The 12513-nt window shown below is 67.0% G+C and carries 11 protein-coding genes and 1 pseudogene; 5 read left to right on the forward strand and 7 right to left on the reverse strand.

All coding sequences use genetic code 11. From position 1 onward, the window contains the following. Nucleotides 1–26: 26 nt before the first annotated feature. Both F7O44_RS27885 and F7O44_RS32165 read right to left on the reverse strand, forming a co-directional pair. Nucleotides 27–1727 (reverse strand): VC_2705 family sodium/solute symporter, encoded by a 1701-nt coding sequence (locus F7O44_RS27885; protein ID WP_162453605.1) that lies wholly within the window; start codon nucleotides 1725–1727, stop codon nucleotides 27–29. Between the two features lie 80 nt (nucleotides 1728–1807). Next, nucleotides 1808–2104, reverse strand: a pseudogene (locus F7O44_RS32165) (DUF4212 domain-containing protein); the annotation flags it as partial. Between the two features lie 396 nt (nucleotides 2105–2500). Here F7O44_RS32165 and F7O44_RS27895 point away from each other — a divergent pair. From F7O44_RS27895 to F7O44_RS27915, 5 genes are read left to right on the forward strand one after another with little or no spacing between them, the layout of a single operon-like run. Continuing rightward, nucleotides 2501–2911: a hypothetical protein gene (locus tag F7O44_RS27895; protein WP_222851773.1), complete on the forward strand. Its 411-nt coding sequence runs from the start codon at nucleotides 2501–2503 to the stop codon at nucleotides 2909–2911. Between the two features lie 29 nt (nucleotides 2912–2940). After that, complete coding sequence (locus F7O44_RS32170) at nucleotides 2941–3339, forward strand: hypothetical protein (protein ID WP_222851774.1); 399 nt, start codon at nucleotides 2941–2943, stop codon at nucleotides 3337–3339. Then, nucleotides 3336–5027 carry a sodium:solute symporter family transporter gene (locus F7O44_RS27905; RefSeq protein WP_162453607.1) on the forward strand — a complete coding sequence of 564 codons (1692 nt, stop codon included), beginning with the start codon at nucleotides 3336–3338 and terminating at the stop codon, nucleotides 5025–5027. The genes F7O44_RS32170 and F7O44_RS27905 overlap by 4 nt, the downstream gene beginning before the upstream one ends. Then, nucleotides 5024–6340, forward strand: coding sequence for a histidine kinase (locus F7O44_RS27910; RefSeq protein ID WP_162453608.1), 1317 nt, complete (start codon nucleotides 5024–5026; stop codon nucleotides 6338–6340). Before F7O44_RS27905 ends, F7O44_RS27910 begins: the two co-directional genes overlap by 4 nt. Nucleotides 6341–6349: 9 nt before the next feature. Continuing rightward, complete coding sequence (locus F7O44_RS27915) at nucleotides 6350–7099, forward strand: response regulator (RefSeq protein ID WP_162453609.1); 750 nt, start codon at nucleotides 6350–6352, stop codon at nucleotides 7097–7099. Between the two features lie 37 nt (nucleotides 7100–7136). On the opposite strand, the gene F7O44_RS27920 is transcribed toward F7O44_RS27915, so the two are convergent. The 5 genes from F7O44_RS27920 to F7O44_RS27940 all read right to left on the reverse strand — a co-directional run bounded on the left by F7O44_RS27920 (nucleotide 7137) and on the right by F7O44_RS27940 (nucleotide 12426). After that, complete coding sequence (locus F7O44_RS27920) at nucleotides 7137–7565, reverse strand: VOC family protein (RefSeq protein ID WP_162453610.1); 429 nt, start codon at nucleotides 7563–7565, stop codon at nucleotides 7137–7139. A 181-nt stretch (nucleotides 7566–7746) separates the two neighbouring features. After that, complete coding sequence (locus F7O44_RS27925) at nucleotides 7747–8595, reverse strand: helix-turn-helix domain-containing protein (RefSeq protein WP_162453611.1); 849 nt, start codon at nucleotides 8593–8595, stop codon at nucleotides 7747–7749. Nucleotides 8596–8875: 280 nt separating this feature from the next. After that, nucleotides 8876–9892 carry a ketol-acid reductoisomerase gene (gene ilvC, locus F7O44_RS27930; RefSeq protein WP_162453653.1) on the reverse strand — a complete coding sequence of 339 codons (1017 nt, stop codon included), beginning with the start codon at nucleotides 9890–9892 and terminating at the stop codon, nucleotides 8876–8878. Nucleotides 9893–10069: 177 nt separating this feature from the next. Then, a complete protein-coding gene (gene ilvN, locus F7O44_RS27935) occupies nucleotides 10070–10603 on the reverse strand; it encodes an acetolactate synthase small subunit (RefSeq protein WP_162453612.1) in 534 nt (177 codons plus the stop codon). After that, the gene (locus F7O44_RS27940; RefSeq protein ID WP_162453613.1) at nucleotides 10600–12426 is read right to left on the reverse strand and encodes an acetolactate synthase large subunit; all 1827 of its coding nucleotides are present in this window, start codon (nucleotides 12424–12426) and stop codon (nucleotides 10600–10602) included. The genes ilvN and F7O44_RS27940 overlap by 4 nt, the downstream gene beginning before the upstream one ends. Between the last annotated feature and the right edge of the window lie 87 nt (nucleotides 12427–12513).

A 12513-nucleotide genomic window follows, 5' to 3' on the forward strand; every position in this document is an offset into this window, starting at 1 on the left:
GGGCGGGGCTAGGCCTCCCGGTCGGGCTAGGCCGCCCCGTCTTGCGTGCGACCAGGGGCATCCGCCACGGGCACCCGACGCTTGGCCGCCGGGTAACGGATCCGCTCGATCATCTCGGTGAGTTCCGCCGAGGGCGGCGCCGTCAGCTTCGACACCACGATCGCGACGGTGAAGTTCACCAACGCGCCGATCGCGCCGATACCCTCCGGGCTGATATCGAAAATGTGGTCGTTCGCCTGTGTGCCGAACACTTCGAGCGTGTACACCATGTACGTGATGGTCAGCAGCAGACCCGCGATCATGCCCGACGCCGCCCCGGTAGCGTTGCACCGCTTCCAGAAGATGCCGAGTATCAGCGCTGGGAAGAAGCTCGCCGCCGCGAGACCGAAGGCAAAGGCGACCACTTGCGCAACGAACGCCGGCGGGTTCATTCCCGCGATCACGGCGATGCCGACCGCTCCCGCCATGGCGATCCGCCCGACCAGCAGCCGCTCCCGGTCGTTCGCGGTCTTGCGTATCCGGCGGAAGTAGAAGTCGTGCGACACCGACGACGAGATCACCAGCAACAGACCGGCCGCTGTGGACATCGCGGCGGCCATGCCGCCGGCGGCGACCAAGCCGACAATCGGTGCCGGGAGCCCGGCGATCTCCGGTGATGCAAGGACCAGAATGTCGTTGTTGACGATGAGATCCGCACCGGAGGCCGCGTTGTTGCCGACCGACTGGATGACTTCGGCGTCGTCGGCGATGGTGACCAGCCCGGTCGCCGCCCAGTTCTCGATCCATTGCGGCAGTTCGGCCACCGGGGTGTTGTTCACGCCCTCGAGAAGGTTGAACTTGGTGAACGCGCCGACCGCGGGGGCGGTTGTGTACAGAAGCGCGATGAAGAACAGGGCCCAGAACGCCGAGTAACGTGCCCCCCGGACCGTCTTCGTGGTGTAGAACCGGATGATCACGTGCGGCAGTCCGGCCGTACCGATCATCAGCGCCATCGTCACCAGGAAGATGTCAATCTGCGGCCGTTCAGTGAACGCCTGGGTGTACTCGTTCATGCCGAGTTCGGTGCCGAGCGAGTTCAGCGAGTCGAGCACCTGCCCGAACGACACCTGCGGCACCGGAATACCAGTGATCGTCTGAGCCACCGCCACGGCCGGAATCAGGTAGGCGGTGATCAGCACGGTGTACTGGGCGACCTGCGTCCACGTGATGCCCTTCATCCCGCCCAGCACGGCGTAGATGAAGATGATGGCCGCAGCGATGGCCACGCCGCCGTTGATGCCGATGTTCAGGAAGCGGCTGAAGACGATACCGCCACCGTTCATCTGACCGACGACATAGGTGAACGAGATGATGATCGCCGCGCCGGCGGCGATGGTGCGGACGAGCTCGGAATACCGGTCGCCGACGAACTCCGGGACGGTGAACTTCCCCCACTTGCGCAGATATGGCGCAAGCAGCAAAGCCAGCAGCACGTAGCCGCCGGTCCAGCCCATCAGGTAGATAGACCCGTCGGATCCGAGGAACGCGATCAGACCGGCCATGGATATGAACGACGCGGCCGACATCCAGTCAGCGGCGACGGCCGCGCCGTTCGCCACGGTGGGGATGCCGTGGCCTGCGACATAGAAGCCTTCTGTCTCCTTCACCCGGCTGCGCCAGGCGATCATGATGTACGTGCCGAAGGACAGGACGATGAAGACTGTGGTCCAGGCCTGAATCTCGCTCACTGCCGTCCCCCTTCAACGTCGCCGTCGACATCCGTGTGAATGACACCCGCACTCGCAACAGCGCCGTCGTCGTCGGCGCCGTTCTCGTCCACACCGAACTCCTTGTCGAGCCGGTCCATCCGCAGCGCGTAGACGAGGATCAAGACAACGAACGTGTAGATCGATCCCTGCTGGGCGAACCAGAACCCAAGGGGGTAGTCGAAGAAGGTGAACTCGTTCAGTTGCTCGACGAAGAGGATCCCGCATCCGAAGGACACGGCGAACCAGATGAAGAGCAAGATGGCCATCAGCCGCAGGTTTCGGCGCCAGTAGAGGCGTCGCCAATCATCAGGCGCTTGCGGTGGACCATCCTTCCCGGCTAGCTCCGTTTGTGTCACGTCCGAGCTCCCTTCATTGAGGCGCCGGAATTCGTTGAGACCGGAAAATTGCTGAGACCTTTGGCACAACGCCGACGGCGCACCCACCGGCGGTGGTAGACATAAGGAATCGCCCCGGCCTCCAGCGCGGCAAGGCCCACCCGGACGAGCGGCCGGTTTCGGCTTTCGAACGGTCCGAGCGGGGCCGGCGGAGGGCACGCTCCCGCAGCGCTCGCCGCTCATCAGCGCTGACACACCACTCGCCGGGGCATACCGACCTCTGGCGGATGAACACTGCCGCCCGGGGTAAACGCCGGGTTAAGCTCCGAGAACATCCAGTTACATCGCCTGCGTAGGCGGTGGGCCGCTGTCGACTGCGGCCACCGACGCTCGACGGAAATGCCCGGGAGGCCCCGAGTGACTGCCACTGCCAGTACCACCGTCGCCCGCCGCCGGATCATGCACGTCGGTAGCGCGCCTATGCTGTTCGGCGGCCTGCTCGTCGCTATCGGCTCGCTGCTGCCGTGGGTCCAGACTCCGGCCGGCAGTCTGTCCGGTACCGTCGGTGCCGGCTTGTGGACGCTGTGTATGGGCACCATCGCCCTCGCCGGTGCGCTGCTGCCGTACCGCCGCGTAGCGCTGGCGCATGCACTGGTCCCCGGCGTCGTCGCCGGCTTCTTCGTGTTCTGGCAGCTGGCGAGGCTCATCGAGCTGTCCGCGGCCACCGACACCTGGGGCAAACTGTTGCCCGGTATCGGCCTGGTGATGGTGGGCGGCGGCGCCGTCCTGCTCGTCCGGGCCGCCATCCGCATCTGGAAAAGTGCCTGATTAGGCCCGTCGGCGCTAGAGTGCCCTGCGTGGCACGGCGCTGGCGAAAGACGCGGCGGCCGTCGTCGTCCGCGGACGACGGCCCGCTTCACGACGCTGACCAGGCGCGGCGTTGGGTTTTCGACTCTCCCGACGAGTACGACATGCCGGCCGAGGTCGACGCGACGGTGCGCACCCTGCGCCGGGTGGCCATCGGCCACTGCGCGGTCTTCCTGGGCGTGGTGCTGCTGGTCCCATTCCTCACGCTCGCGCTGGACTGGTGGTCCGAGGGCAGGCTGCTGGGTGGTATGAGCCCGAATTTCGCGATGGCCGCGTTCGGACTTTACGTCTTCTTCTTCGTGATCTCGGTGGCCGCTGCCCGGCTCTCGAACGCCGTCGAGGATCGCATGCTCGGTGGTTCGTCGGACAACGACGGAGCCTCGCCGTGATCACCGCCAGCGTGATAGTCCTCGTCGCGCTGCTGATCACGGTTGTCGTCGTCGGCATCTTCATTCAGCCGAGGCGGGCCTCGACGCTCGATTTCTACCTCGCCGGACAACGCGTCGGGGTAGTCACCAACGCGTGCGCCATCTGCGGCGACTACTTCTCGGCGGCATCCTTCCTCGGCGTCGCCGCCGCCGTCTACGTCTCCGGGCTCGACGGCGTCTGGTACGCCACCGGTTTCGCCGCCGGATTCATCCCGGTTCTGTTGTTCGTCGCCGCTCCGCTGCGCCGGTTCGGCGAGTTTTCGATCCCGGATTTCCTGGCCCGGCGGCTGCAGTCATCCCGGGTACGGCTCACCGCCGTCACCGTCGTTCAGCTGATCATCCTCTCCTACCTGGTACCGCAAGCCGTAGGCAGCGGCATCACCTGGGAGCTGCTGGTCGGCAGTGGGATCGCCGGGCTGTCGCCCTACGCCACCGGTGTGCTCATCTCGACGACGCTGATCACCGCGTTGGTGACACTCGGCGGGATGCGCGGCACCACGTGGACGCAGGCCGTGCAGTTCCTCCTGCTGCTCGCCGCGTTCGTCTGGCTGGCCATCGCCGTTCTCGGATCCGGGTTCAACTATCCCGACGCCGTGTCCGAGCTGAGCACCGAGCCGCTCACCAACCCGTCGCTCGTCGGCGGCGAATGGCAGCTGGAAGCCGAACCCAACCGGCTCAACGACGATCAGCCGATCTATTTCGCCGAGCCCGGAGGCCGCTACGGCCACCTCGGACAGTTCGCACTCATCATGACGCTGGTCATGGGCACCGCCGGGCTGCCGCACATCATGAACCGCTACTTCACCAGCCCCACCGGCACCGCAGCGCGGATGACCACGGTGTGGGTCCTGGGCATGGCTGGCCTCTTCTACGCCCTGGCGGTCCTGCTCGGCACCGCCGCCCGCTCGCTGATCCAGGCCGCGGCGCCCGAGGAGCCCTGGCTCGACGACCTCACCGTCGACGGCGTCCTACGGGTTCCGGAACACGCGCTGCTGGTGCTCGGCCGCCTCTACGGCGGCGAGGCCGGACTCGGGTTCGTCGCCACCGGCGCGCTGATCGCTGTGCTGTCCACGATCGCCGGACTCCTGCTCGCTTCGGCGGCGTCGTGGGGACACGATGTCTATGAGCGGCACATCAACCCGCGCGCCACCCAGGGTCAGGCGCTCTGGGCTGGTCGCGCCGCCGTGCTCGTCGTCGCTCTGCTGTCCGCGCTGCTCGCGCTCGGGTTGCGGCCGGACACCATGACCGCGCTACTGCCATCCATCGTCGCCACCATGGTCACCTGGGCCTTCGCACTGGCCGGTTCGGCGCTCACCCCGGTCTTCATCCTCACCATCTGGTGGCGTGGGACGACGGCGCCGGGTGCGGTAGCCGGCATGATCACCGGCGCGATCGCGGCCATCACCATGTTCGCCACCGGGACCGTCGTTGGCGGTCGCGGGATCGGCGAGATGCTAATGACGCCGACGATCCTCGCCGCGCCGCTGGCGGCGCTGGTCACCATCGTGGTCTCGCTGCGCACCCGGCCGCCGGCCGACCTCGATCAGCTGTGGCTCAAGCTGCACGGCACCGCTGCTGACCGCCAGGCCGAGAGGCTGGCCCGGCTTACCATCGACGGCGTGAGCGGCCCTCAGAAGGAGCAGCCATGAGCAACGGCAGCCTTCCCCTTGCCGGGGCTGTCACGTTGAACTGGGCCGTCGTCTACCTGGTCACACAGGTGATCGCCGACCCGCCGCTCGGCGTTGGCCCGACGCTGCTGGCGGGTGTCGGGCTCAGCATCGTACTGACCGTGGGCTACCCGTCCGCCCTGCGCGGGCTGCGTAGCGCGCGTAGTACCCGCAGCGCCCGCCGTCAGCCCGGCAGGCACGGACGCACCATCGCTGCCGTGGGCCGGTCCATCCCGCTGCGCTCGGGCCTCACCGTTGAGGCCGCGCATCGTACGGCTCAGCTGCTGCATCCGTTGCTCGGCGGCGATTCCGTGGCGATCACCGACAGCGACCAGGTGCTGGCGTTCGTCGGCCCCGGATCGGACCATCACACGGTGGGCGATCCGCCGCAGACCGAGTCGTCGGCCCGAGTCCTGGCCAGCGGCAAGACCGCCGTCGTGCGCAAGCAGTCCAAGCTGGGCTGCCCCGAACTGGGCTGCCCGCTGCAGACGGCCGTCGTCGCTCCGCTCACCAACGGCAAGCGCGTCGTCGGGACCCTGAAGGTCTACCGGCTCGACGACAATCCGCCGCATCGAAGCCTGGTGGAGGGTCTGGCGGGGATCTTGTCCTTGCATCTGGAGCTCGCCGAGTTCGACCGCGAGCGCAAACTGGCCGTTGACGCCAAGCTCGACGCCTTGCGCGCCCAAATCAACCCACATTTCCTGTTCAACACGCTGAACACCATCACGTCCAAGGCGCGAACCGACCCCGAGGAGGCGCGACAGCTTCTGCTCCGGCTATCCGATTTCTTCCGATACGCAGTGCGGCAGGAGGGGCACTTCGCGGAGTTCAGCCAGGAGTATTTCTTCGTGCGCACGTACTTGTCTCTGGAGCAAGCCCGCTATGGCGACCGGCTACGCGTACGCTACGACGTCGACCCGCAGGTGCTCACCGCACACGTCCCAGTGCTCACCATCCAGCCGCTGGTGGAAAACGCCGTCAAACATGGGCTGGCGGACAAGGTCGACGGCGGGACGGTGACGCTGAAGGCCCGGGTGGACCCGCTGACGCGCACGACGTCGATCCGCGTCGCCGACGACGGCGTCGGGATGGCCAAGGACGTACTCGAAGAACTCACCGGCGGTGCGAGTGCCGCCAACGACGGCGTTGCCCAGGGTGGCGTCGCCAAAGGCGGCGTTGGCCTGCCGAACATCTCCGCACGGTTGGCGGCCCTGTACGGAGACCGCTATCGTCTCGACATCCAGTCCGACGAGGGTGAAGGCACCGTCGTCGACCTGCGAATTCCGTTGGGGTGACCAGCTGACGTGCCTGCCCGCTGTTTGATCGTCGACGACGAGGCTCCAGCCCGTGCGGAGCTGCGCTACCTGCTGACCCAGTTCGACCAGGTGCAGGTCGTAGGCGAGGCGACCAACGCCGAAGAGGCTCTGACACTCCTGCGTTCGTTGAGCTACGACCTCGTACTACTCGACATCCGGATGCCTGGCGGCACCGGCCTCGAGGTTGCCGCGGCGCTGCGCGATTCCCCCAACCCTCCGAAGATCATCTTCACCACGGCGTATCCGGACCACGCCGTTGACGCGTTCGACCTCGAGGCCGTGGACTACCTGGTCAAGCCGTTCGACGCCGAACGGCTCGGCCGGGCCCTGGACCGGGCGCTGTCGAATCCGCCTGAGGACTCCGAGCCGGATCAACCTCCACCCTCCGGTGCGCGCCAATCGGATCCGCTGGGCCGGATCCCGGTGCAGCACGGCGACCGGACGGTTCTGGTCGACGAGTCGTCGATCGTTTACGCCACGGCGGCCCGCGGCTACTCCTACCTGCAGCTCGCCAACGAGCGGGTGCTGGTCAGCTTCTCACTCAACGAGCTCGAGCGGCGGCTCGGACGCTACTTCTTCCGTGCGCACCGGTCTCATCTGGTCAACCTGGACCATGTCCGCGAATTGATACCGGATTTCAAGGGCGCGCTGGTGCTCGTCATGAACGACGAACGGCGCAGCCGGGTGGAGGTCTCGCGCCGCAAGACCCGCGAGCTGCGCCGTCTGCTCGGCATGTGAACCTCGGGCGCTGCCGGCTCCGGATCGTCGTCGCCGGTCAGGTGCCGGCATCAAGGCGCTGTTGCACCTCGTCCGGGGTCAGGTTCTCGGTTCGCCGGGAGACGATCCACTGGAAGCCGAACGGGTCTTGGACCCGGCCCTGCCGCATTCCGTACGGCATGTCCCCGACCGGGAAGACGACACTCGCACCTGCCTCCTGCATCGCCGTCGCGACCGCGTCGGGATCGTCGACGTTCAGCGTCAGGATGATCGGTGACCCGCCAATGGTGATAGCCGCCTTGTCGACACCGTCCTCGTCCTTGACGCTGATCGACGCATTGCCGATCCGCAGCTCGGAGAAGACGACTGAGCCGCCTGGCGCGGCATATCGGACGGTCAGCTCCGCGCCGAGGGTCTTCTGGTAGAACTCGATCGCGTGGTCAGCGCCGGCGACGACCAGCTTGGGTACAACGGTCGATTCACTCATGGGTCCAGGATGCGTCGTCGGAACGTCGTCGTGATTGGAATTTCTTGCATCCCACCGCGCTGACGACCGCGACTTCAATACCGCGAGGTTTCATTCAGCGCCGGAGACGGCTTTGAACACGACCTCGCGGTATTGAAGTGCGGAACGACGACGCCCTTCGCGGCGGTCCGCCGGCCGACACCTACGGGCCGAGCGGGATGTGGTTCTGCTCGCCCGGAGCCCGCGGACGGTACTGACCTGGCGTCACGCCGGTCAGGGCACGGAACTCGTTGATCATGTGTGCTTGATCGAAGTAGCCGTGATCAGCAGCGACGGCGGCCCAGTCTTGCTCGGTCTCGCCGCGTAACCCGCCGAGGACCCGTTGCAGTCGCCTGATCCGGGCGAACGGCTTCGGGTTGAGCCCGACAGCCGCCCGGAACCGGCGGGTGAACGTCGACGGTGTCATACCCAGCCGGTCCACGACGGCGCCGATGGTCGCGCCCTGCCCCAACGCGCCGATCGCGTAACCCATGCCGTCGCGGGGCGCCGGTGTGCTCCGGCGGCTCGGGGGTGGAAACCGATCGAGCCTCGGCATCAGCTCCGGCCGGATCACCCGGGCCAGCAGCAGCCTCTCCAGAGTCCGCAGCATGGCCTCGGGGGTGGGCTGTTCCAACAGGCGTTCGCGTAGCGAGGCACCGTCGCGGCCCCAAAGGGTGTCGAGGCCGATCACCGGCTCCACCAGGGCGTCGGCCGGCGGGTGGAAGAACGGCGCCACACCACCGGGACGGAATGCCACACCGACGCTGGCTCGCTGGTCCGCGGTGTCGATGCCGACCGGATGCGCGATGGCGCCGCAGAGCCCGCTGCCGCGAGTCGAGTGCATGGTGGCGAGACCGTCGCCGTCGTACCAGCGCAAGACGTCGGCGCCGAGGTTGACGACGATCTGCATGGACCCGTTGGGCACGGCCCGCTCCCGGCCAGGCGGCAGCGGCTCATCGACGTACCAGAGGACGTCGACGAACGGCGCTAGAGCCGGCGCCGGCTCACGCATCAGGGTCACCATGGCAGTTCCGAGCCTACGCCCGATTGGTGACATGCCCCGCACGCCGTGGCTGGTCTCGTCGTCCCACGCATCAGCGATGCCGATCCGGCGTTGATGTGGCGCGGACGTAGCGCTGGTGGCGGATGTGGCGCCCCTCTTGTGGGGGGCTCCGCCCTCGGTGATCGTCAGTACGCTGTGGTCGTGCTCAGGTGATCGACAGTGCGCTGTGGCCGCGACTCAACGACCACAGCGTACTGACGATCACCGATACGGGAGCGTGCGTCGACGGCTAGCGCGCGGCTGTGCCCTCGGTGTAGTCGTCGTCAGACTTGACCCAGCTCATGAGCTGGCGCAGCTCACGGCCGGTGGCCTCGATGGGGTGCGACTCACCCTCGGCGCGCAGGCGCTTGAACTCCGGCGCACCCGCATCCTGGTCGGCGATGAAGCCGGCCGCCCAGGAGCCGTCCTGGATCGCGGTGAGAGCGTCGCGCATCCGCTGCTTCACCGACTCGTCGATCACCTTCGGGCCGGTGGTGTAGTCGCCGTACTCGGCGGTGTCGGAGACGGACCAGCGTTGCTTGGCGATGCCGCCTTCGTACATGAGGTCGACGATCAGCTTGAGTTCGTGCAGCACCTCGAAGTAGGCGACCTCGGGCTGGTAGCCCGCCTCGGTCATGACCTCGAAGCCGCTCTGGATGAGCCGCGACACGCCACCGCACAGCACGGTCTGCTCGCCGAACAGGTCGGTCTCGGTCTCCTCGGTGAAGGTGGTCTTGATGCCTCCGGCCCGCAAACCACCGAGTGCCTTCGCGTAGGCGAGAGTCAGCGGCCAGGCGCTGCCGGTGGCGTCCTGCTCGACGGCGACGAGCACCGGCACCCCGCGGCCGTCGACGAACTCGCGACGTACCAGGTGGCCGGGGCCCTTCGGCGCGACCATGGCGACGTCGACGCCGGCCGGGGGCTTGATGTACCCGAACCGGATGTTGAAGCCGTGGCCGAAGAAGAGCGCGTCGCCATCCTGCAGGTTGGGCTCGATGTCCTCGGTGTAGATGTGCCGCTGAACGTGGTCCGGCGCGAGGATCATGATCAGGTCGGCTTCCGCGGCAGCCTCCGCGGGGGTGACCACGCGCAGGCCCTCCTCCTCGGCCTTGGCGCGGCTCTTCGATCCTTCTTTCAGGCCGACGCGGACATCGACGCCGGAATCACGCAGGCTCAGCGCGTGGGCGTGCCCTTGGCTGCCATAGCCGATGACGGCGACCACCCGGCCCTGGATCACGGACATGTCGGCGTCATTGTCGTAGAACATCTCAGCCACTTTGGGCTTCTCCTTCACTCTGGGTTTGGTGCACGTCTTCCGATGATCGTGAGCGCTTCCACGCCCTCGCACCAGGTGATCGTGTGCGGCATCAGGTCGCTATAGCGACACGAATGCGCTCACGATCACCACCTCCGAGGGCTCAGATCGGATCACGATCACGATTTGTTAGGCGGTGCGTTCGAGGCGATCGAGCGGGCGCAGCGTGCGATCGGTGATGGACCGTGCACCGCGCCCAACAGCCACCACGCCGGATTGTACGAGCTCACGGATCCCGTACGGTTCGAGGACCCGGAGGAACGCGTCGAGTTTGTCGGGCGACCCGGTTGCCTCGATGGTCACGGCGTCGGTGGCGACGTCCACCACCTTCGCCCGGAACAGCTCCACGGTCTGCAGGATGTGCGGCCGGGTTTCGTTGTCGGTGCGAACCTTCAGCAACAGCAGTTCCCGCTGGACCGAGGCCGTGGAGTCCAGCTCCACGATCTTGATGACGTTCACCAGCTTGTTCAGCTGTTTCGTCACCTGTTCCAGCGGCGAGTCCTCGACATCGACGACGACGGTCATCCGCGACACCGCTGGATACTCGGTGGGGCCCACCGCCAGCGAGTCGATGTTGAATCCTCGCCGCGAGAACAACGACGCGATCCGCGCCAGCACGCCGGGCTTGTTCTCGACCAGCACCGACAGCGTATGTTTGCTCACTCTTCTTCACTCCTGTCCCAAACGGGCGCCATCCCCCGCGCGATCTGGATCTCGTCGTTGCTGGTACCGGCCGCCACCATCGGCCACACCATGGCGTCGCGGTGGACACCGAAGTCGACCACCACCGGACGGTCGTCGACCGCCATGGCCTTCTCGATCGTGGCGTCCACGTCTTCGGCGGTGTCACACCGCAGGCCCACGCAGCCGTAGGCCTCGGCGAGCTTGGCGAAGTCGGGGATGCGCTGGCTGTGCAGGTCGGTGTTGGAGTAGCGGGCGTTGTAGAACAGCGTCTGCCACTGCCGGACCATGCCCAGGCTGGCGTTGTTGATCACGGCGACCTTGATCGGGATTCCTTCGATCGCGCACGTGGCCAGCTCCTGGTTGGTCATCTGGAAGCAGCCGTCGCCGTCGATGGCCCACACCGTGGAGTCCGGTTTGCCGACCTGGGCGCCCATCGCGGCCGGCACCGCGAAGCCCATGGTGCCGAGTCCGCCGGAGTTGAGCCACGTGCCTGGGTTCTCGTATGAGATGAACTGCGATGCCCACATCTGGTGCTGTCCGACACCGGCGACGTACAGGGCGTCCGGCCCGGCGATCTGGCCCAGCCGCTGGATGACGTGCTGCGGTGAGAGCGAGCCGTCGTCCGGCGCGGTGAACCCGAGCGGGTACCGCTCGAGCCACTGGCCGAGCTGACTCCACCAGCCGGCGTAGTCGCCCTGCCGGCCCGCCGCGTGCTCGGCGCGCACCGCGGCGATGAGATCGGTGATGACCTCCTTGCAGTCGCCCACGATAGGCACGTCGGCGACCCGGTTCTTGGAGATCTCGGCGGGGTCGATGTCAGCGTGCACGACGGTGGCTCCGGGCGCGAAGGACGACAACTTGCCCGTCACGCGATCGTCGAACCGGGCGCCCAGGGCGATGATCAGATCCGACTTCTGCAACGAGGTGACGGCGGCGACGGTGCCATGCATGCCGGGCATACCCAGATGCTGCGGGTGACTATCGGGGAACGCACCCCGGGCCGTCAGCGTCGTGACGACGGGAAGCCCGGACAGTTCGGCCAGCTGGCGCAACTCCGCCCATGCCTTGGCCCGCAGCACACCGCCACCGACGTACAACACCGGCCGCTTCGAGGTCACGATCAGCCGGGCCGCCTCGCGAATCTGCTTGGCGTGCGGGCGTGTCGTCGGATGATATCCGGGCATGTCGAGCATCGCCGGCCACTCGAATTCGGTGGTCGCCTGCATGGCATCCTTCGCGACGTCCACCAGTACCGGGCCGGGCCGGCCGGTGGAAGCGACGTGGAACGCCTCGGCCACCGTGCGGGGAATCTCGGCCGGATCGGTCACCAGGTAGTTGTGCTTGGTGATCGGCATGGTGATACCGCGGATGTCGGCTTCCTGGAAGGCGTCGGTCCCGATGGCCGCGCTGGCCACCTGACCGGTGATCGCCACCATGGGAACGGAGTCCATGTAAGCGTCGGCGATCGGTGTCACCAGGTTGGTGGCTCCCGGGCCGGACGTCGCGATGCACACACCCACCCGGCCCGTGGCCAGCGCATAGCCCTCGGCCGCGTGCCCGGCGCCTTGCTCGTGCCGCACGAGAATGTGCCGGATCTGCTGGGAATCGAAAATGGGGTCGTAAGCAGGAAGGATCGCGCCACCGGGAATTCCGAATACGGTGTCGACGCCCGCTTCCTCGAGCGAGCGGATCAGGCTCGCCGCTCCTGTCATCGTTGTCGCGTCGTCGCGGCGCTCACGCGCCCCGGCGTCACCGTTCTCCTGCACCATGTCGGCCTCTTCTGCCTCGTTGTCCCGTGCCATCACGTGCTCCCCGCTGAGTTCGAAACTCCCCTAGCAACAAAAAACCCCTCGGCCCGGAGGCTCACGAGGGGTAGCGCGTTGACGATA

This window comes from Phytoactinopolyspora mesophila (assembly GCF_010122465.1).
In the GTDB taxonomy this organism is placed as follows: Bacteria; Actinomycetota; Actinomycetes; order Jiangellales; family Jiangellaceae; genus Phytoactinopolyspora; species Phytoactinopolyspora mesophila.

Excerpts from the sequence above, each read along its gene's own strand:
- F7O44_RS27910 (WP_162453608.1), top strand. The coding sequence starts at position 5,024 with ATGAGCAACGGCAGCCTTCCCCTTGCCGGGGCTGTCACGTTGAACTGG.
- F7O44_RS27920 (WP_162453610.1), bottom strand. The coding sequence starts at position 7,565 with ATGAGTGAATCGACCGTTGTACCCAAGCTGGTCGTCGCCGGCGCTGAC.
- F7O44_RS27925 (WP_162453611.1), bottom strand. The coding sequence starts at position 8,595 with ATGCGTGAGCCGGCGCCGGCTCTAGCGCCGTTCGTCGACGTCCTCTGG.
- ilvC (WP_162453653.1), bottom strand. The coding sequence starts at position 9,892 with ATGTTCTACGACAATGACGCCGACATGTCCGTGATCCAGGGCCGGGTG.
- F7O44_RS27940 (WP_162453613.1), bottom strand. The coding sequence starts at position 12,426 with ATGGCACGGGACAACGAGGCAGAAGAGGCCGACATGGTGCAGGAGAAC.